Raw genomic sequence first — 20,338 nt, forward strand, 5'->3', positions numbered from 1 at the left:
ATGAGCCATGCCGGTGCGTTGTCGTGAGAGACGCGAACTCACTTCTTCCGAGGAGACGAACATGACCAGCCCGCTTCAACCAGGACAGAAGCAGGGACGTGGAATGCCCCCAGCACTGCCGACCCCGCCCAAGGGATGGCCGATCGGGTCGTACCCCACCTACGCCGAAGCGCAACGGGCGGTCGACTACCTGTCCGACCAGCAGTTTCCGGTGCAGCAGGTCACCATCGTCGGCGTCGACCTCATGCAGGTGGAACGCGTCACGGGCAGGTTGACGTGGCCGCGCGTGCTCGGCGGCGGTGCGCTGACCGGCGCCTGGCTCGGCCTGTTCATCGGTCTGGTGCTCGGCTTCTTCAGCCCGAGCCCGTGGGGGTCGCTGATCGCCGGTCTGGTCGCCGGTGTGTTCTTCGGCTTGATCACCTCGGGCCTGCAGTACGCGATGGCCCGCGGCACAAGGGATTTCAGCTCGACGATGCAGCTCGTCGCCGGACGCTACGACGTCCTGTGCGACCCGCAGGCCGCCGAGCAGGGGCGGGATCTGCTGGCGCGCTTGACTATCTGACGGGTGTCGCGGTGGTCGCCCGCGCGCGAAGTCCGAGGTCACGATTCGGCCCGATATCGGCCGTACGCGGCGGGGAGTGTTGCACATCACGCCCAGATCGCTCTACGGTTTGCGCGCGGGAGGTTTCCCCGCCCGCCGTCGCGCCAGCGGCGACGTGAAGCGACGGAGCTGCCTCGGCGGCCCGTCGGACGCGGATGGAGGCGGGTCGTGCGCGCTCGGCGGCTATGCGCTGCGGCTGTAGCTGCGCTGACGATGACCTCGGTGGCGTCGTTGACGGCGTGCAGCTCCGGCGGTGGCGGGAACGTCATCAACTTCTACACACCGGCCAACGAGATGGCGACGTTCACCGCGGTGGCGAAGCGCTGCAACGAGGAACTCGGCGGCCGGTTCGAGATAAAGCAGGTCAGCCTGCCCAAGGGCGCCGACGACCAGCGGCTGCAGCTGGCTCGCCGACTCACCGGCAACGACAAGACCCTCGACGTCATGGCGCTCGACGTGGTCTGGACCGCCGAGTTCGCCGAAGCCGGTTGGGCGTTGCCGCTTTCCGACGATCCGGCAGGCCAGGCGGAGGCCGACGCCCGCGAGGACACCCTGCCCGGACCGCTGAAGACGGCCGAGTGGCAGGACGAGCTGTACGCGGCGCCCGTCACCACCAACACCCAATTGCTTTGGTATCGCGCCGATCTGGTACCCGAACCGCCCCGGGACTGGGACGCCATGGTGGCCGACGCCACCCGCCTGCATGCCGCCGGTGAGCCGAGTTGGATTGCCGTGCAGGCCAAGCAGTACGAGGGCCTCATGGTGTGGTTCAACACGTTGCTGGCCAGCGCCGGGGGACAGATCCTCTCCGAGGACGGCGAGACCGTCACGCTCACCGACACCCCCGAGCATCGCGCCGCGACGGTAAAGGCGCTGCAGATCATCAAGTCCGTCGCCACCGCCCCGGGTGCCGACCCGTCGATCACCCAGACCGACGAGGGCACGGCACGCTTGGCGCTCGAACAGGGCAAGGCGGCGCTCGAGGTGAACTGGCCGTTCGTGCTGCCCTCGCTGCTGGAGAACGCGGTCAAGGGCGGCGTCTCCTTCCTGCCGCTCGATCAGCAGCCCGACCTCGCGAGCGCCATCAACGACGAGGGCACGTTCTCGCCGTCCGACGAGCAGTTCACCTCGGCGTACGAGGCGAGCAAGAAGGTGTTCGGCTTCGCCGAGTTCCCGGGCGTCGTGCCCGGACAGCCCGCGAAGGTCACGCTCGGCGGACTGAACCTGGCGGTGGGCAAGAACACTCAGCGCAAGGCCGAGGCCTTCGAGGCGATCCGCTGCCTGCGCAACGCCGAGAACCAGCGGTACACCTCGGTCGAGGGCGGCCTGCCCGCCGTGCGCGCGTCGCTGTACGACGACCCCGCCTTCCAGGCCAAGTACCCGCAGTACGACGTCATCCGCCGCCAGCTCGTCGACGCGGCAGTGCGGCCCGCGACCCCGGTGTATCAGGCGGTGTCGACCCGCATCTCGGCGACGTTGGCGCCCATCACCGAGATCGACCCGGAGCGCACGGCCGACGAACTCGCCGAACAGGTGCAGAAGGCCATCGACGGCAAGGGGCTGATCCCGTGACCGCGGTACCCACCGAGTCGACGGCCGCCGTCGCCGCCACCGACGACGAGCGGTCCGAGCGCAAGCTTGCCTTCCTGTTGATCAGTCCCGCGGTGCTGCTGATGATCGCGGTCACGGCGTACCCGATCGCCTACGCGGTGTGGCTGAGCCTGCAGCGCTACAACCTCGCCGCGCCGGACGACACCGAGTTCGTCGGACTGAGCAACTACGTCACGATCCTCACCGACGGCTACTGGTGGACGGCCTTCGCGGTGACGTTGGCGATCACCGTCGTGTCGGTGGCCATCGAGTTCGTGCTCGGCTTGGCGCTTGCACTGGTCATGCACCGGACGATCTTCGGCAAGGGCGTGGTGCGGACCGCGATCCTGGTGCCGTACGGCATCGTGACCGTCGCCGCGTCCTACAGCTGGTACTACGCGTGGACGCCGGGCACCGGCTACCTGGCCAACCTGCTGCCCGAGGGCAGTGCGCCCCTGACCGAACAGTTCCCGTCGCTCGCGATCGTGGTGCTGGCCGAGGTGTGGAAGACGACGCCGTTCATGGCGCTGCTGCTGCTCGCCGGGCTGGCGCTGGTGCCGCAGGATCTCCTCAACGCAGCGCAGGTCGACGGCGCCGGTTCGTGGACCCGGCTGGTCAAGATCATCCTGCCGCTGATGAAGCCGGCGATCCTGGTGGCGCTGCTGTTCCGCACGCTCGATGCGTTCCGCATCTTCGACAACATCTACGTGCTGACCGGCGGGGCCAACGACACCGGATCGGTGTCGATCCTGGGTTACGACAACCTGTTCAAGGCATTCAATCTCGGCCTCGGATCGGCGATCAGCGTCCTGGTGTTCCTGTCGGTGGCGATCATCGCGTTCATCTTCATCAAGATCTTCGGTGCGGCCGCGCCCGGCAGCGACGACGTGGGGGGAGCACGCCGATGAGCGCTCGCGCGAAGAGCGGGGGAGACCGATGAACGAACGAGCAGGCGCCGGTCGCGCCACGGGCTGGGTCGTCGTCAACGTCGCGGTCGTGCTCTACGCCCTGATCCCCGTGCTGTGGATCCTGTCGTTGTCGCTCAAACCGACGTCGAGTGTCAAGGACGGCAAGCTGATTCCCGCCGAGGTGACGTTCGACAACTACACGGCGATCTTCCAGGGCAACGTCTTCAGTTCGGCGCTGGTCAACTCGATCGGCATCGGGCTGATCACCACCGTCATCGCCGTCGTGATCGGCGGGATGGCCGCCTACGCGATCGCGCGGCTGGCGTTCCCCGGCAAGAAGCTGCTCGTCGGCGTGGCGCTGCTGATCGCGATGTTCCCCCAGATCTCGCTGGTGACACCGATCTTCAACATCGAGCGCGCCGTGGGGCTGTTCGACACGTGGCCCGGTCTGATCATTCCCTACATCACGTTCGCGCTGCCGCTGGCGATCTACACCATGTCGGCGTTCTTCAAGGAGATCCCATGGGATCTGGAGAAGGCCGCGAAGATGGACGGGGCCACACCCGCGCAGGCCTTCCGCAAGGTGATCGCACCGCTGGCGGCGCCGGGCATCGTGACCGCGGCGATCCTGGTCTTCATCTTCGCGTGGAACGACCTGCTGCTGGCACTGTCGCTGACGGCGACCGAGCGGGCGATCACTGCGCCGGTGGCGATCGCGAACTTCACGGGCAGTTCGCAATTCGAGGAGCCGACGGGGTCGATCGCGGCCGGTGCCATGGTGATCACCGTGCCGATCATCATCTTCGTGCTCATCTTCCAAAGACGTATCGTCGCCGGGCTGACGTCCGGTGCGGTGAAGGGGTAGTCATGGCCGAGATCGTGTTGGACCGGGTGTCGAAGAGCTACCCGAATGGTGCGACGGCGGTGAAGGAACTGTCGCTGACGATCGCCGACGGCGAGTTCATCATCCTGGTCGGTCCGTCCGGCTGCGGTAAGTCGACCACGCTGAACATGATCGCCGGGCTCGAGGACATCAGCTCGGGCGAGTTGACCATCGGTGGCGAGCGGGTCAACGAGAAGGCGCCCAAGGACCGCGACATCGCGATGGTGTTCCAGTCGTATGCGCTGTACCCGCACATGACGGTGTGGCAGAACATCGCCTTCCCGCTGACCCTGGCCAAGGCGTCGAAGGCCGACATCGCCGCGAAGGTGGAGGAGACCGCCAAGACGCTGGACCTGACCGAGCTACTGGACCGCAAGCCCGGGCAGTTGTCCGGCGGTCAGCGGCAGCGGGTGGCGATGGGGCGCGCAATCGTGCGCAACCCCAAGGCATTCCTGATGGACGAGCCACTGTCGAACCTCGACGCGAAGCTACGCGTGCAGATGCGCTCGGAGATCGCCCGGCTGCAGAACCGCCTGAACACGACCACCGTCTACGTCACTCACGATCAGACCGAGGCGATGACGCTCGGTGACCGCGTGGTCGTGATGCTGGCAGGCGTCGCGCAGCAGATCGGCACCCCCGAGGAGCTGTACAACCGGCCGGCGAACCTGTTCGTCGCAGGGTTCATCGGCAGTCCGGCGATGAACTTCTTCCCCGCCACCCTGACCGACGTCGGCGTGCGGCTGCCCTTTGGCGAGGTGACGCTCACCCAGGAGGCGTCCGACCTGCTGCGCAAACACCCCAAGCCGGCCAACGTGATCGCGGGCCTGCGCCCGGAGCACCTCGACGATTCGTCGCTCATCGACACCTACGCGCGCATCCGCGGGCTGACGTTCGAGGTGACCGTCGACCTCGTCGAGTCGCTCGGCGCGGAGAAGTACGTGCACTTCCACACCGAGGGCGAAGGTGCCCGGGCCAGCCAGCTCGCCGAGCTGGCGGTCGAATCCGGCGGTGCCGACAACGAATTCACCGCCCGGGTGTCGACCGAGTCGAAGCTCGTGGCAGGCCAGACGGCGGAGTTGGCGTTCGACACCTCGCGGCTGGTGCTCTTCGACGCCGACTCTGGCGTGAACCTGTCGATCCCGCCGGCAGAGTGAGCGACGTCCTCACAGCGGTTCGGGCGCGACTGCGGGAACACTTCGCCGCAGCGGGCGTGACGGGTGACCCCGTCGCGGCGAACGTGACGTTCCTTGGCGCGGAGCCGATGGAGGTGCTGAGGTTCGGCGCCGATGACGACGGCGTGTATCACTATGTCTCCGTTGGGTGTTCGCGGCACCCGATGATGGATCCGATGGAGTTCGTGGCGGACGCGTCGACCGGTCCGCGCGCAGAGGTGGTGCTCTCCCAGCGCGGGCCCACCCCGGCCGGGCTGGCGAAGTCGATCGCGGTGGTGGCGTCCACGCCGTCGATCGAGGGCGTGATCCTGGTCGAGGATGCGTTGATCGACCTGGAGACGCCGCTGTGGGAGGGCGCCCCGTTCACCGCGGTGCTCCTGGCAGGCAGCGACATCGAGGACGTCGACGTCGGCGGGGATCATCCGGTGACGGTGCTGTCGGCGACGCCGATCACCGCGACCGAGGCGGCGTGGGTGCGGCTCAAGGGTGCCGACGCAATGCGCGAGGCGTGGCTCACCGACGGTGTGGACGTGCGCGACCCACGGCGCCGCGCCGCCAGCCCCAGCTGACCTGTCACCGGACGTCGTCTACCGCCAATCCTCATGCGTCACAGCGGTTTCAGCATGATCCGCTGAGCCGGTAAATGTCGGTGGTCGAATGTATGTTCGAACCATGCAGGCCGATGTCGTGGCGGAGACGATCGCGCGGTTGCGCGCCGCCCATGATGCGTTGGCCGCCCTGCCGATCGAGACCTTGCAGAGCGCTGAGTTGCTCTCGGCGATGGACGAATTGGAGGGGTTGAGCTGCCAGCTCCCGGCCCAGCGCGAGCGTCTGCTGGCCCGGCTGCAGACTCAGACCGCGCCGCGGGCGATGGGCGCCAAGTCCTGGAATGAAGTGCTACGAGTGCGGTGGCGGATCGGGTCGGCTGAAGCTGGGAAGCGGCTGGCCGACGCGGCGGATCTGGCACCGCGGCGGTCGTTGACGGGGGATCCGATGGCGCCGTTGATGCCGGCTACCGCGGCTGCCCAGGCGGCGGGGCTGATCAATCCCGAGCACGTCGCGGTGCTGCGGGACACGCTGGCGAGGTTGCCGAGGTCTGTTGATGCGTTGACCCGCGATCAGTTGGAAGTGGACTTGGTGCGGGTGGCGTTGGGGGTGGGGCCCAAGGAGTTGAAGGGAACTGCCGAGAGGCGGTTGTTCCTCCTCGATCAGGACGGTGCGGAACCCGACGAGAGCGAACGCGAGGCGCGACGCGGCGCGACGATGGCCAGGCAACAGTCCAATGGCACGAGCCGCATGACCGCCGACTTGACCCCCGAGGGGCGCGCGCTATTCGAGGCGGCATGGGCCAAGCTGGCCGGACCCGGCATGTGCAACCCCGCCGATGCCGAGCCGTGTGTGTTCGGCACCCCGACCCAGGCCCAGATCGACGACGATCAGCGCACGCCGGCGCAGCGGCGACACGACGCGCTAGTGGCGATCGGGCGGATCGCGCTCATGGGTGGGGACCTGGGCCGGCTCAACGGACTGCCGGTCACCGTCATCGTCCGCACCACGTTGCAGGACTTGGAATCCCGTGCCGGTGTGGGAGTGACCGGGGGAGGGACGATCATCCCGATCAAGGACGTGATCCGGATGGGTTCCCACGCGAACCACTATCTGGCGATCTTCGACCGCGCGACGGGGTCCGCGTTGGATTTGTTCCGCACCCGCCGGGTGGCGTCCCCGGCGCAGCGGGTGATGTTGATGGCGCGCGACGGGGGCTGTACCAAACCCGGCTGCACCGTGGGCGCCTACGGCTGCCAGGTTCACCACGCCGCGGAGGATTGGGCCTCCGGCGGTCTCACGAACGTCGACGATCTGGGTCTGGCGTGCGGCGCGGACAACCGCATGGTCGGCGACGACGACCGCGGCTGGACCACCGCGGTGGTCGACGGCGTCGTGGAATGGACCCCGCCCCCGGCATTGGACACGGGACAGTCGCGGGTCAACTACCACCACCGCCCGGAACTGCTGTTGCGGCCACCCGACGACGACCCGCCAACCACTGAACGCGACGCCGGCCACCCCGGCGGACCAGAACCGCCCGACGCCACCGCGGTCTGATCGCCGCGGCCAGCCCGAGGCCTACAGCCAATGGTTGCGCCGGAACGTCACGTACAGCACCGTGCACACCGTCGCCATGACCGACAGCGCCGCCGGATAGCCGTAGGTCCACGACAATTCGGGCATGTGCTCGAAGTTCATGCCGTAGATGCCCGCCAGCGCGGTCGGGACGGCGGCGATCGCGACCCACGCCGAGATCTTGCGCATGTCGGTGTTCTGCTGCATCGAGACCTTGCCGACCGCCGCCTGCACCAGTGAGCTGAGCACCTCGTCGTAGCTGGCGATTCGGTCGGACGCCTTCATGGTGTGGTCGAGCACGTCGCGCATGTACCGCCGCACCTCCTTGGAGACGAGGTCGTTGTAGTCGCTGCCCATCCGCTCGAGGTCCTTGGCCAGCGGGCTCACCGCGCGGCGCAGCTCCACGACTTCGCGCTTCATCAGGTAGATGTGCTCGATGTCGGTGCTGCTGTCGGGGGAGAAGACGTTCTCCTCCATCGCGTCGATGTCGTTCTCGACCAAGTCGGTGACGTCGAGGTAGGAGTCGACGACGTGGTCGGCGATCGCGTGCATCACCGCGTACGGACCCAGCCGGCAGTTCGACGGGGCGCTGTCCATGTGCTTGCGCACGCTTGCCAGGCCACCGTGGTCGCCGTGGCGGACGGTGACAACGAAGTCGCGGCCGACGAAGATCATGATCTCGCCGGTCTCGACGATCTCGCGCACCTTCGCCATCGACTCGTGCTCGACGTAGTTGACGGTCTTCAGCACCAGGAAAAGCGTGTCGTCGTAGCGCTCGAGCTTCGGCCGCTGGTGGGCGTGCACGGCGTCCTCGACGGCGAGTTCGTGCAGACCGAAGACGTCGGCCACCGACTGCATCTGGTGGTCGTCGGGCTCGTGCAGCCCGATCCACACGAACGCGGCCACGCCCTCGGCCTCCAGCTCGCGGACCTTCGACAGCGCGGCGCCGTGGGTGTACTTGCCCGGCAGGCGGCTGCCGTCGGCGTACACCCCGCAGTCGACCATCGCCCGCGCGACCGGCACGTGGATGGCGTGGAAGTCGGCTTCGGGCGCGCGGCGGGCATTGGCCTTGAGCATCGAGGGTTGCAGCGCGCGGAACGACGGCATCGCCAGGTCCCCTCTCCGTGGTGTGCGCCCTGCTCGGGCGCCGAAATGATACGCCTGCCGGCTGGCAGCGGCGTGCTCACGAGCCGGGAGAGCACCCGGGTGAGATGCCGGGGTGCAGTAACCTGACGCGGGTGTCCAACAGTGCTGTTGATTCGTCGAGTGAAACGCCGTCCGATGCCCGCACGCCGCAAGTCGTCATCGACGACGCCGAGATCTTCGCAGCGCACGAGGGCGGCAAGCTCTCGATCGATCTGAAGACACCACTCGACACGCAGCGCGCCCTGTCGATCGCCTACACCCCGGGCGTCGCCCAGGTCAGCCGCGCCATCGCCGCCGACCGCACCCTCGCCGCGAAGTACACGTGGGCCAACAGGCTGGTCGCGGTCATCAGCGACGGCAGCGCCGTGCTCGGTCTCGGCGACATCGGCCCCGCGGCGTCGCTCCCGGTGATGGAGGGCAAGAGCGCCCTGTTCAAGACGTTCGGCGGGCTCGACTCGATCCCGATCGTGCTGGACACGAAGGACCCCGACGAGATCGTCGAGACGATCATCCGGCTGCGGCCGACGTTCGGTGCGGTCAACCTCGAGGACATCTCGGCGCCGCGGTGCTTCGAGATCGAGCGTCGCGTGATCGAGGCGCTGGACTGCCCGGTCATGCACGATGACCAGCACGGCACCGCCATCGTCGTGCTCGCTGCGTTGATGGGCGCCACCAAGGTGCTCGACCGCGACATGCACACGCAGAAGGTCGTGATCTCCGGTGCCGGGGCAGCCGGCGTCGCGTGCGCGAACATCCTTCTTGCCAAGGGCATCAGCGACGTCACCGTGCTCGACAGCAAGGGCGTCGTCCACACGGACCGTGACGACCTCAATCCCTTCAAGGCCGAGCTGGCCACCAGGAGCAATCCGCGCGCGCTCCGAGGCGGCATCGCCGAAGCGCTCGCCGGTGCCGACGTCTTCATGGGCGTGTCTGCGGGGCTGGTGCCCGAAGAGCTGATCGCGACGATGGCGCCTGGCGGCATCGTGATGGCGATGTCGAACCCCGACCCCGAGATCCACCCCGACGTGGCGCGTAAGTATGCCGCCGTGGTGGCGACGGGGCGCAGCGACTTCCCGAATCAGATCAACAACGTGCTGGCGTTTCCCGGTGTGTTCCGCGGTGCGCTGGACGCAGGCGCCCGCCGGATCACCGAGAAGATGAAAGTGGCTGCGGCCGAAGCGATCTTCTCGGTGGTCGGTGACGACCTCGCGGTCGACCACATCGTGCCCAGCGCGCTGAACCCGCGCGTCGGCCCTGCGGTGGCTGCGGCGGTCGCGGAAGCCTCGGGAGTCTGAGCCCTTGACTCGCCGGCTGGTCGTTGCGCTCGTCGCGCTGCTGATCGCCGGATGCGGCGGCGGGTCGGCGCCCCCGTCGATTGCGGTCGGTGCGACCGACGACGCCCAGTCCGCACTGCTGGCCCAGCTCTACGCCGCGGCGCTGCGCTACTACGGCAGTCCTGCCCACGTGGAGACCAGCGACGACCCGGTGGGCGACCTCGACACGCGTGACGTGCTGGTGGCCCCCGGCCTGACCGGCCGGCTGTTGACGCGCTTCGACCCGAACTCGACGGCCCGCGCGCCCGAGCAGGTGTACCGGGCGATGATCGGCGCGCTGCCCGAGGGCATCGCGGCAGGCGACTACGCCCAGTCCGCCGACGACGGACCGGCCGTCGCCGTCACCGAGAAGACGTCCCAGGCGTGGGGTGGCAGTGACGTCACGGCGTTGGCCCGGACGTGCGGGCGTCCGAATGCCGGCGCGGCCGTCGGCGCCGTCACGCCCCGTGCGGTCGGGTCCTGCCGACTGCCCGAGCCTCGCGAATTCCGGGATCAGACGGCAGTGTTCGCCGCGCTCCGGTCCGGCCGCATCGACCTGGGGTGGACGTCGACGGCGGCCGCGGACGTCCCGGACTGGGCGGTGGTGCTCACCGACCGCACCTCGCTGATCCGGGCGGAGAACGTCGTGCCGCTGTACCGGCGCAACGAGCTGACCGAGCAGCAGGTGCTGGCGCTCAATCAGATTGCGGGCGAACTCGACACCGGCGCGTTGGCCGACATGCTGCGTCAGGTGGGCGACGGCAAGGACCCGGCCGCGTTGGCCGGTGACTGGCTGTCGTCACATCCGCTCGGTCACTAGCTCAGTGCGAGCCGGGGAGCGCCTTGGCGATGACGCCGGAGAACAGCTTCTGGTAGCCCGAGCCGGTGAGGCGCACGATGAAGTCGAGAGCCTTGGCGTCGTTGCCGATCAGCACCCGTGCCTTGTTCTTGCGGACGCCGTCCATGATGATCTGCGCGGCCTTCTCCGGTGACGTGCTTGCCAGCTTCTTGTCGAACGTCTTCGCGAGTTCGTCGACGTCGATGCCCTCGGCTGCCGTCATGTTGCGTGCGATGCCGGTCTTGATGCCGCCCGGGTGGATGGTGGTGACCTTCACCGGATGCTTGGCCAGCGCCATCTCCTGGCGCAGCGCCTCGGTGAACCCGCGCACGGCGAACTTGGCTGCGTTGTATGCCGCCTGGCCGGGCACCGAGAAGATGCCGAAGATGCTCGACACGTTGATGACGTGTCCGTCGCCGGACTCGATGAGGTGGGGGAGGAACACCTTGGTGCCGTTGACGACGCCCCAGAAGTCGACGTCCATGACGCGCTCGATGTCCTTGAAGCCGCTGACCTCGACGTCGCCCGCGAACGCGATGCCTGCGTTGTTGTAGATCTGGTTGACCTTGCCGAAGTGGGCCTTGACGGCGTCGGCGTACAGCTCGAAGGCCTCGCGTTCGGTGACGTCGAGCCGGTCGGCCTTCACCGGGGCGCCGATCGCCTTGATGCGCTGCTCGGTGACGGCGAGGCCGTCGGTGTTGACGTCGCTGATCGCGACCTTGGCGCCCGACCGTGCCAGTTCGATGGCCAGGGCCTGGCCGATACCCGATCCGGCGCCCGTGACGACCGCGACCTTGCCCGCGAAGCCCTCCATGCGTACTCCCTCGTCTCGCTTATTCGACTCGTGTCGAGGATAGACGGTACCGGCGGTATCACGGGAAGCGGGTAACGGATCCGCACCGGGGTGCGAAGGACAGTCCATGAAGCGCATCCCCAAGGTGACGACAGCGTCGTTGGCAATGTCCGCAGGTCTCATCGCGGGCGCGACGTTCCTGGCCACACCGGCGTACGCCGACCCGGGCGCCGATGCCTTCGTGGGAGCACTTTCCTCGGCCGGTCTCGGTGGCATCGATCCGGCGACCGCGGTGTCGGTCGGGCAGTCCGTCTGCCCAATGCTGTCGGAGCCCGGTCAGCAGATGGCCGACGTCGCGGCAGGCGTCTCGGACGCGCTGGGCCGACCGCTCGGCCCCGCGACCATGTTCACCGGCATCGCCATCTCGATGTTCTGCCCGGCCGCGGTCACCTCGCTGGCCAACGGTCAGAACCCGATCCCGTTCGGGCTCGCGGGGTTCTGACCCAACGGATTTCTGCGTGAGGGTCGCCGGACCCGGCAGGCTGGCGACCCTCACGCAGCATCAACTCACTTGGCGAACGCCTCGTCGATGATCTCCTGCTGCTCGACGGCGTGCACCTTCGACGACCCCGACGACGGCGCCGACATCGCACGACGCGAGATGCGCCTGATACCGGTCAGGTGATCGGGCAGCAGCTCCGGCATCGACAGCCCGAACGTCGGCCACGCACCCTGGTTGGCCGGCTCCTCCTGTACCCAGAAGAACTCCTTGACGTTCGGGTACTCGTCGATGGTTGCCGCGAGGCGCTTGCGGGGCAGCGGATAGAGCTGCTCGACGCGCAGGATCGCGACGTCGTCGCGGCCCTCCTTCGCCTTGCGGGCAGCGAGGTCGTAGTAGATCTTGCCGCTGGTCAACAGGATTCGCTTGGCCTTCGACCGGTCGCCGACGCCATCGGTGTACGTCGGCTCCTCCATGATCGAGCGGAACTTCTGCTCGGTGAAGTCGCGGATGTCGCTGACGACGGCCTTGTTGCGCAGCATCGACTTCGGTGTGAACACGATCAGCGGACGGTGAATGCCGTCCATGCCGTGCCGACGCAGCAGGTGGAAGTAGTTGGCCGGCGTCGACGGCATCGCCACCGTCATCGACCCCTCCGCACACACCTGCAGGAACCGCTCGATGCGGCCCGAGGTGTGATCGGGGCCCTGACCCTCGTGGCCGTGCGGCAGCAGCAGCACGACGTCGGACAGCTGGCCCCACTTGGCCTCGCCCGAGCTGATGAACTCGTCGATGATCGTCTGGGCGCCGTTGACGAAGTCGCCGAACTGCGCCTCCCACAGCACCATCGCGTCGGGGTTGCCGACCGAATAGCCGTACTCGAAGCCGACCGCCGCGAACTCCGAGAGCGCCGAGTCGTAGACCATGAACTTGCCGCCCGACGGCGTGCCGTCGGTGTTGGTGGCCAGCAGCTGCAGCGGCGTGAACTCCGCGCCGGTCTTGCGGTCGATGATCACCGAGTGGCGCTGGGTGAACGTGCCGCGGCGGGTGTCCTGGCCGGACAGCCGGACCAGCTTGCCCTCGGACACCAGGGTGCCCAGGGCCAGCAGTTCGCCGAACGCCCAGTCGACCTTGCCCTCGTAGGCCATCTCGCGCCGCTTCTCGAGCACCGGCTTCACGCGCGGGTGCACCGCGAAGTCCTCCGGGAAGGACAGGTGCGCGTCGCCGATGCGTGCGAGCAGCGACTTGTCGACCGCCGTGCTCAGCTTGGCGGGCAGCACCTGGTCGGACTCCACCGACTCGCTGGGTTCGATGTCGTGCTTCTCGAGGTCGCGGACCTCGTTGAAGACGCGCTCGAGTTGACCCTGGTAGTCACGCAGGGCGTCCTCGGCTTCCTTCATCGAGATGTCGCCACGACCGATGAGGGCCTCGGTGTAGGTCTTGCGGACGCCGCGCTTGGTGTCGATGACGTCGTACATGTACGGCTGCGTCATCGACGGGTCGTCGCCCTCGTTGTGCCCGCGCCTGCGGTAGCACAGCATGTCGATGATGACGTCCTTCTTGAACTTCTGCCGGAAGTCGATCGCCAGCCGGGCCACCCACTGAGCGGCTTCGGGATCGTCGCCGTTGACGTGGAAGATCGGCGCGCCGATCATCTTCGCCACGTCCGTGCAGTACTCGCTGGAGCGCGAGTTCTGCGGTGAGGTGGTGAAGCCGATCTGGTTGTTCACCACGATGTGGATGGTGCCGCCGGTGCGGTAGCCGCGCAGCAGGGCCAGGTTCAGCGTCTCCGCCACCACGCCCTGTCCGGCGAACGCCGCGTCGCCGTGCAGCATCATCGGCACGATCGTGAAGCCGTCGGGTCCGTCGCCCTTGTCAACCATGTCCTGCTTGGCGCGCACCAGGCCTTCGAGGACCGGGTCGACGGCCTCGAGGTGGCTCGGGTTGGCCACCAGCGACACCTCGATGTCGTTGTCGCCGAACATCTGGATGTAGGTGCCGGTGGCGCCGAGGTGGTACTTCACGTCGCCGGAGCCGTGGGCCTGGGACGGGTTCAGGTTGCCCTCGAACTCGCTGAAGATCTGCGAGTACGGCTTGCCGACGATGTTGGCCAGCACGTTGAGCCTGCCGCGGTGCGGCATGCCGATGACGACCTCGTCGAGACCGTGCTCGGCGGCCTGGTCGATCGCGGCGTCCATCATCGGGATGACGGTCTCGGCGCCTTCCAGTGAGAAGCGCTTCTGCCCGACGTACTTGGTCTGCAGGAACGTCTCGAACGCCTCGGCGGCGTTGAGCTTGCTCAGGATGTACTTCTGCTCGGCGACGGTCGGCTTGTCGTGCTTGACCTCGACGCGATCCCGGATCCACTTCTGCTGCTCGGGTTCCAGGATGTGCGTGTACTCCACGCCGACGTGACGGCAGTACGCGTCGCGCAGCACCGACAGCACGTCGCGCAGCTTCTTGTACTCGGCGCCTGCGAACCCGTCGACCTTGAACACGCGATCGAGGTCCCACAGCGTCAGGCCGTGGGTCAGGACGTCGAGGTCGGGGTGGCTGCGGAAGCGGGTCTTGTCCAGGCGCAGCGGGTCGACGTCGGCCATCAGGTGGCCGCGGTTGCGGTAGGCCGCGATCAGCTCGATGATCCGGGCGTTCTTGTCGGTGATCGCGTCCGGGTTGTCGGTGCGCCACCGCACCGGCTCGTACGGGATGCCGAGTTCGCGGAAGATCTCGTCGAAGAACTCGTCGTCGAGCAGCAGCTGGTGGACGGTGCGCAGGAAGTCGCCGGACTCCGCGCCCTGGATGATGCGGTGATCGTAGGTGGAGGTCAGCGTGATCAGCTTGCCGACGCCGATCTCGTTGATGCGCTCGTCGCTGGCGCCCTGGAACTCGGCGGGGTACTCCATGGCGCCCGCGCCGATGATCGCGCCCTGGTTGCGCATGAGGCGCGGCACCGAGTGCACGGTGCCGATGGTGCCGGGGTTGGTAAGCGAGATGGTGACGCCTGCGAAGTCCTCGGCGGTCAGCTTGCCGTCGCGGGCGCGCCGCACGATGTCCTCGTAGGCGGCGATGAACTGGCCGAAGCGCATGGTCTCGCACCGCTTGATGGCGGCGACGACGAGTTGACGCTTGCCGTCCTTGCCCTGCAGATCGATCGCCAGGCCCAGGTTGGTGTGCGCCGGGGTGATGACGTTGGGCTTCCCGTCGACCTCGGCGAAGTGCCGGTTCATGTTCGGGAACTTCTTGACGGCCTGCACGATCGCGTAGCCCAGCAGGTGGGTGAAGCTGATCTTGCCGCCGCGCGTGCGCTTGAGGTGGTTGTTGATGACGACGCGGTTGTCGATCATCAGCTTGGCCGGGATGGCGCGGACGCTGGTGGCGGTCGGCACCTCCAGCGAGGCGTTCATGTTCTTGACCACCGCTGCTGCGGCACCGCGCAGGACCGCGGCCTCGTCGTCCTCGGCCGGTGGCGGACCCGCCGGGCTCTTCGGCTTCGCCGGCTCGGGGTTGGCCGCGGTCGCCGACGTGGCGGGCTTGGTCGCGGGCGCAGCGGGCTTCTCGGAGGTCTTGTCGGCAGGCTTGCTCTCGGCTGCTGCGGCGGGCTTCGCGGGCGCCTTCTCAGCCGACTTCTCGGCGGGCTTGGCGGAACTCTTCTCTTGCGCCTTCGGCGCGGTCTTGGAGCCGTTCGACGACGAGCCGTTGGCCGGCGGCGGAGCCGGCGCCGGGGTGGGTGGGGAGGAGGGGCCGGTCTTGGCGGTCGCGCCGCTCCTGCCGTTCGCCGGTGCCGAGGCCTCCGTGGTCGGTTCCGGTGAGTAGTCGACGAGGAACTCGTGCCAACTCGGGTCCACCGAGGAGGGATCCTCCCGGAACTTGCGGTACATCTCCTCGACCAGCCATTCGTTCTGCCCGAATGGTGAAGGTGAACTGCTCACGGCAGCTGTCGCCTCGATTCCTCTGCCATTGCAATCGAGCACGAGCCCGCTTGCGTCCGAATGCGGTATTGGCCCACCCTTGCGCCGCCTTCCAGGCTATCCCTCGCGCACCTGGCAGACCACGGCAACGGTCTTATGGTCGTTGTGGTCTCCGACGGACGGCCCTGTTCGGGGAGTCAGTGCTTCGGCGCGGGCAGCACGTGCAACGTCGACTGCCAGCGCGGGGGCGGCGCCCCGAACGCGACACGGGCGTTGTCGACGATCTTCTTGCCCATCATCCGGTTGCCGACGCCGCCGACCACTGCGCCCACCCCGACCGGCAGCATCTTGCCGAACGCGATCGCCCCGCGCTTGAGCGTGTAGCGCTTGACGAAGTACTTCAGCAGCCGGGAGTTGAGCTGCGACACCGCGGGCAGCGGGAGCTGCGCGGCGCCGTCGGCCAGCCAGGCGCCCTTGGTGCGTCCCGGGCCGACCAGATCCATCACGGCGTGCCTGCCGTCCTCGCCCACCAGCACCGCCAGGACCAGCGCGCGCCGGCGCTCGCGATGCTCGGCGGGGATGCCGTGCACCTCGGCGACCGCGAGGACGAAGACGGCGGTCGCCTCCAGGAACACGACGGTCTCACCGGCGACCGCGGACATGGCGACGAGTGTGCCGACGCCGGGGAACGCCGCGGCGGAACCCACTGCGGCGCCGCTGGCCATCACGGCTGCCAGGTAGTGCTTCTCGAGCCTGGCCACGATCTGGGCGGGCGTCGCCTCGGGATCGGCGTCGCGCAGGCGTTGCACGTAGGCCCGCACCGCGGGGGCCTGCACCCGCGCGCCGCGCTCGATGATGGCCGAGAGGGCCTTGACGGCCGTGCTCGGATCGTCTTCGTCCTCGTGGCCGGTGGCTGGCAGCGGCCGGCCCTTGGCGCGGAATCCAGCACCCATGCTCATCGCCTCCTGTGTGCCGATCGCGGAATCCTCAGGTTAACGAACGGCACCCCGCCCAGCGTGCCCGATGGTGACGGCGGTCACCGTTGGGCATCGGTGACGGCGGTCACTTCGGGTGGGCTCGGGAAGAAATGGGTCGTGCGCATTGCTAAAGAGTTCCATGGCCTCTTCCCCGGACGTAGACCTCGGCAGCGGCGTAGACGTGGCACCCGACGGCACTCAGGCACCGGGTCGAACCCGGATGATCCTGGTGCTCGGCCTGCTCGTCGCGCTCGGCCCTCTCACCATCGACATGTACCTGCCCGCACTGCCACGCATCGCCGAGGAATTGTCGGTGTCGTCGTCGGTGGCGCAGCTGACGTTGACCGGCACGCTGGCCGGTCTTGCGATCGGGCAACTGGTCATCGGCCCGCTGTCGGATTCGCTGGGTCGCCGCCGTCCACTGATGGCGGGCATCGTCCTGCACATGGTCGCGTCGGTGATCTGCCTGCTCGCGCCGAACATCACCGTGCTGGGCCTGGCGCGCGGCCTGCAGGGCGTCGGTGCTGCCGCGACCATGGTCGTGTCCATCGCGATCGTCGGCGATCTGTTCAAGGGCAACGCCGCCGCCACGGTGATGTCCCGGCTGATGCTGGTGCTCGGCGTCGCCCCGGTGCTCGCGCCCTCGCTGGGCGCGGCGGTACTGCTGCACGGGTCGTGGCACTGGGTGTTCGCCGTGCTCGTCGTCCTGGCAGGCGCGCTGCTCCTGATGGCCGCCATGGCGCTGCCCGAGACGCTGCCCACCGGACACCGCAGGCCGCTGCGGGTGCGCGGGATCCTCAGCACGTACGGCCAACTGTTCGGTGACGCGCGGTTCGTCATCCTGGTCCTGGTCGCGGCGCTGGGCATGTCGGGCCTGTTCGCCTACATCGCCGGTGCGTCGTTCGTCCTGCAGGGCCGCTACGGGCTCGACCAGCAGTCCTTCGCGCTGGTGTTCGGCGCGGGCGCGGTGGCGCTCATCGGATCGACGCAGTTCAACGTCGTGCTGCTGCGTCGTTTCACGCCGCAGGCGATCGTCGTGTGGGCGCTCGCGGCGTCCTCGCTCTTCGGTGTCGTCTTCATCGGGCTGGCCGTGGCCGGCGTCGGCGGGCTGGCCGCGTTCGTGGTGCCCGTGTGGCTGATCCTGGGCGCGATGGGGTTCGTCATCCCCAACGCCCCCGCGCTGGCTCTGTCGCGACACTCCGAGGCCTCGGGTACGTCGGCGGCTCTGCTCGGCGCCGCGCAGTTCGGACTCGGCGCCGCGGTGGCACCCCTGGTCGGGGTGCTCGGCAACGACGAAGTCGCGCTCGCGGTGGTGATGACCGCCGGTGCGGTGATCGCGCTGGGTGCGCTGCTGGCCGCGCGGGTCGGCGGAGAGTCCCGCTCCGATGACGAGGAGTTCGTCGGCACGGCCGTAGCGGAACCGGTCTAGCCAAACGGCACACCCCGGAGTCGACTCGGCGACGAGGCGTCCGTAGCGTCGTCGGGATAGTTCGACAGGCGCGATCGGGTAGGGGCGTTCGGCATCCCACCGGAGTCCGCTGGGGCTAAAGCCCCTCGCGAGCCCGGTCACCCGCGCGCACTCACGGAAGACACGAGCGTGACCGCAGTACTAGACGCCCTGCACCGGATGCGGGCCACCGACCCGCGATCGGCGGACCCCTGGCGCGTGCTGTGGGCCATGATGGTCGGCTTCTTCATGATCCTGGTCGACGCGACGATCGTGTCGGTCGCCAACCCGTCGATCATGGACAGCCTCGGCGCCGACTACGACGCGGTGATCTGGGTGACCAGCGCCTACCTGCTCGCCTATGCCGTCCCACTGCTGGTGGCCGGTCGGCTGGGGGACCGGTACGGCCCGAAGAACCTCTACCTGGTCGGTTTGGGGATCTTCACCGCGGCCTCGCTGTGGTGCGGTCTCGCGGACACCATCGAGATGCTGATCGCCGCCCGCGTCGTGCAGGGCGTCGGGGCGGCGCTGCTGACACCGCAGACGCTCTCGTCGATCACCCGGATCTTCCCGCCGGACCGCCGCGGCGTCGCGCTCAGCATCTGGGGCGCGACGGCCGGTGTCGCGACGCTCGTCGGACCGCTCGCCGGCGGCGTCCTCGTCGACGGTCTGGGCTGGCACTGGATCTTCATCGTCAACGTGCCGGTCGGCGTCGTCGGGCTCGCGCTGGCGTACTGGTTCGTGCCCGCGCTGCCGACCGAGAAGAAGGGGTTCGACCTCCTGGGCGTCCTGCTCTCGGGAGTGGGCATGTTCCTGATCGTGTTCGCCCTGCAGGAGGGCGAGTCGCACGACTGGGCGCCGTGGATCTGGGGCATGGTCGTCGCGGGACTCGGCTTCGTCGCTGCGTTCGTGTACTGGCAGTCGATCAACCCCGGGGACCCCCTGATCCCGCTGCGGATCTTCCAGGACAGGGACTTCAGCCTCTCCAACCTGGGCATCTCGGTCATCGGCTTCGCGGTGACGGCGATGATCCTGCCGCTCATGTTCTATGCCCAAGCGGTGGCTGGCCTGTCGCCCACGCGGGCTGCGCTGCTGACGGCACCGATGGCGATCTCGTCCGGCGTGCTGGCGCCGTTCGTGGGCAAGCTCGTCGACCGCCATGCGCCGACGCCGATCGTCGGCTTCGGCTTCTCGGCGCTGGCGATCGGGCTGACCTGGCTGTCGGTCGAGATGACCGACACGACGCCGATCTGGCGCCTCGTGTTGCCGCTGATCGTGATGGGCGTCGGGATGGCGTTCATCTGGTCACCGCTGGCGGCGACGGCCACCCGTCACCTGCCGCCGAACCTGGCAGGAGCCGGTTCCGGGGTTTACAACACGACCCGACAGATCGGCGGCGTCCTCGGCAGCGCAGGCATGGCGGCGTTCATGACCTCGCGGATCGGCGCCGAGATGCCAGGGGGCGGCGAGCGTCCGCCCGGTGCCGAGGCCGGCATCACGGAGCTTCCCGACGTCTTGCAGGTGCCGTTCTCCGCGGCGTTGTCCCAGGCCCTGCTGCTACCCGCATTCGTCGCGTTGCTCGGTGTCGTCGCGGCGCTGTTCCTACGCGGGCCGGGTCACCGCGGGCCCGTTCCGGTGCGGCCACCCGTGGGCGGACGGCATGTGCCCGACGATGCGGATTACTTCCCCGACGACGACGAGTACGTCGAATACACGGTGGATTGGGACGAGCCGGAATCGGCGCCGCTGCAGGCGGTCCGCTCGCGTCTGGACGACCCTGGGGCCCCTCCCGTCGACGAGAGCGTGACGACCCCACTCGACGTGCACGTCGAACACCCGTTGCCCGCCCCTGCCGACGAGTGGCGCGGCGGCCCCGTCGAAGCGTGGCAGCACCTGTTCGTCGACGAAGAGTCGGCAGCGGTCACCGACGTGCATCCCGTGTCGGCTCCTGACATCGCCCGCAATGGCCACGCGCACAACGGCTTCCACGTCGACAGCCCGCTCGTCGACGGCCCGGACCGGTTCGAGGTGCCCTCTCGTTCGCCAGCGGGTAGACACAGCCGCCGCGACGACGAGGCGACCGCGGGCGAGGACGCCGGAACCTACGGTCGGCACTCGATGCGCTTCCGCGATTAG

At 68.3% G+C, this 20,338-nt stretch carries 16 protein-coding genes; 12 read left to right on the forward strand and 4 right to left on the reverse strand.

What is annotated here, in order from left to right:
• Nucleotides 1-61: 61 nt before the first annotated feature.
• The 7 genes from LOK44_RS22090 to LOK44_RS22120 all read left to right on the forward strand — a co-directional run bounded on the left by LOK44_RS22090 (nucleotide 62) and on the right by LOK44_RS22120 (nucleotide 7,263).
• The gene (locus tag LOK44_RS22090) at nucleotides 62-562 is read left to right on the forward strand and encodes a YflT domain-containing protein (RefSeq protein WP_163923805.1); all 501 of its coding nucleotides are present in this window, start codon (nucleotides 62-64) and stop codon (nucleotides 560-562) included.
• A gap of 252 nt (nucleotides 563-814) precedes the next feature.
• On the forward strand, nucleotides 815-2,173 hold the full coding sequence (locus LOK44_RS22095; RefSeq protein ID WP_237572356.1) for an ABC transporter substrate-binding protein: 1,359 nt from the start codon (nucleotides 815-817) through the stop codon (nucleotides 2,171-2,173).
• Nucleotides 2,170-3,099 carry a carbohydrate ABC transporter permease gene (locus LOK44_RS22100; protein WP_237572239.1) on the forward strand — a complete coding sequence of 310 codons (930 nt, stop codon included), beginning with the start codon at nucleotides 2,170-2,172 and terminating at the stop codon, nucleotides 3,097-3,099. The genes LOK44_RS22095 and LOK44_RS22100 overlap by 4 nt, the downstream gene beginning before the upstream one ends.
• Before the next feature lie 28 nt (nucleotides 3,100-3,127).
• Nucleotides 3,128-3,964 carry a carbohydrate ABC transporter permease gene (locus tag LOK44_RS22105; protein ID WP_237572240.1) on the forward strand — a complete coding sequence of 279 codons (837 nt, stop codon included), beginning with the start codon at nucleotides 3,128-3,130 and terminating at the stop codon, nucleotides 3,962-3,964.
• 2 nt (nucleotides 3,965-3,966) lie between these two features.
• Nucleotides 3,967-5,139 carry an ABC transporter ATP-binding protein gene (locus LOK44_RS22110; RefSeq protein ID WP_237572241.1) on the forward strand — a complete coding sequence of 391 codons (1,173 nt, stop codon included), beginning with the start codon at nucleotides 3,967-3,969 and terminating at the stop codon, nucleotides 5,137-5,139.
• Nucleotides 5,136-5,726, forward strand: a complete 591-nt coding sequence (locus LOK44_RS22115) for a suppressor of fused domain protein (RefSeq protein ID WP_237572242.1) — start codon at nucleotides 5,136-5,138, stop codon at nucleotides 5,724-5,726. Before LOK44_RS22110 ends, LOK44_RS22115 begins: the two co-directional genes overlap by 4 nt.
• 88 nt (nucleotides 5,727-5,814) lie before the next feature.
• Nucleotides 5,815-7,263 carry an HNH endonuclease signature motif containing protein gene (locus LOK44_RS22120; RefSeq protein WP_237572243.1) on the forward strand — a complete coding sequence of 483 codons (1,449 nt, stop codon included), beginning with the start codon at nucleotides 5,815-5,817 and terminating at the stop codon, nucleotides 7,261-7,263.
• 21 nt (nucleotides 7,264-7,284) lie between these two features.
• Here the strand turns inward: LOK44_RS22120 and corA are convergent, their stop codons facing one another.
• Complete coding sequence (gene corA, locus LOK44_RS22125) at nucleotides 7,285-8,388, reverse strand: magnesium/cobalt transporter CorA (protein WP_237572244.1); 1,104 nt, start codon at nucleotides 8,386-8,388, stop codon at nucleotides 7,285-7,287.
• Between the two features lie 131 nt (nucleotides 8,389-8,519).
• On the opposite strand from corA, the gene LOK44_RS22130 reads away from it, so the two are divergent.
• Both LOK44_RS22130 and LOK44_RS22135 read left to right on the forward strand, forming a co-directional pair.
• The gene (locus LOK44_RS22130; protein ID WP_237572245.1) at nucleotides 8,520-9,722 is read left to right on the forward strand and encodes an NAD(P)-dependent malic enzyme; all 1,203 of its coding nucleotides are present in this window, start codon (nucleotides 8,520-8,522) and stop codon (nucleotides 9,720-9,722) included.
• A 4-nt stretch (nucleotides 9,723-9,726) separates the two neighbouring features.
• On the forward strand, nucleotides 9,727-10,560 hold the full coding sequence (locus LOK44_RS22135) for a glycine betaine ABC transporter substrate-binding protein (protein ID WP_237572246.1): 834 nt from the start codon (nucleotides 9,727-9,729) through the stop codon (nucleotides 10,558-10,560).
• A gap of 1 nt (nucleotide 10,561) precedes the next feature.
• Here the strand turns inward: LOK44_RS22135 and LOK44_RS22140 are convergent, their stop codons facing one another.
• Nucleotides 10,562-11,392: an SDR family NAD(P)-dependent oxidoreductase gene (locus tag LOK44_RS22140; protein WP_237572247.1), complete on the reverse strand. Its 831-nt coding sequence runs from the start codon at nucleotides 11,390-11,392 to the stop codon at nucleotides 10,562-10,564.
• A gap of 106 nt (nucleotides 11,393-11,498) precedes the next feature.
• Between LOK44_RS22140 and LOK44_RS22145 the strand changes: the two genes are divergently transcribed.
• Nucleotides 11,499-11,873, forward strand: a complete 375-nt coding sequence (locus tag LOK44_RS22145; RefSeq protein ID WP_237572248.1) for a DUF732 domain-containing protein — start codon at nucleotides 11,499-11,501, stop codon at nucleotides 11,871-11,873.
• Between the two features lie 65 nt (nucleotides 11,874-11,938).
• Here LOK44_RS22145 and LOK44_RS22150 read toward each other — a convergent pair whose 3' ends face one another.
• Together LOK44_RS22150 and LOK44_RS22155 are read right to left on the reverse strand one after the other, a co-directional pair.
• A complete protein-coding gene (locus LOK44_RS22150; protein WP_237572249.1) occupies nucleotides 11,939-15,799 on the reverse strand; it encodes a multifunctional oxoglutarate decarboxylase/oxoglutarate dehydrogenase thiamine pyrophosphate-binding subunit/dihydrolipoyllysine-residue succinyltransferase subunit in 3,861 nt (1,286 codons plus the stop codon).
• A 176-nt stretch (nucleotides 15,800-15,975) separates the two neighbouring features.
• The gene (locus LOK44_RS22155) at nucleotides 15,976-16,731 is read right to left on the reverse strand and encodes a hypothetical protein (protein ID WP_237572250.1); all 756 of its coding nucleotides are present in this window, start codon (nucleotides 16,729-16,731) and stop codon (nucleotides 15,976-15,978) included.
• A gap of 163 nt (nucleotides 16,732-16,894) precedes the next feature.
• Here LOK44_RS22155 and LOK44_RS22160 point away from each other — a divergent pair, with 163 nt between their 5' ends.
• Both LOK44_RS22160 and LOK44_RS22165 read left to right on the forward strand, forming a co-directional pair.
• On the forward strand, nucleotides 16,895-18,184 hold the full coding sequence (locus tag LOK44_RS22160; protein WP_237572251.1) for a multidrug effflux MFS transporter: 1,290 nt from the start codon (nucleotides 16,895-16,897) through the stop codon (nucleotides 18,182-18,184).
• Between the two features lie 198 nt (nucleotides 18,185-18,382).
• Nucleotides 18,383-20,338 (forward strand): MFS transporter, encoded by a 1,956-nt coding sequence (locus LOK44_RS22165; protein WP_237572357.1) that lies wholly within the window; start codon nucleotides 18,383-18,385, stop codon nucleotides 20,336-20,338.

The organism is Mycolicibacterium lacusdiani, assembly GCF_021916785.1.
GTDB lineage: Bacteria > Actinomycetota > Actinomycetes > Mycobacteriales > Mycobacteriaceae > Mycobacterium > Mycobacterium lacusdiani.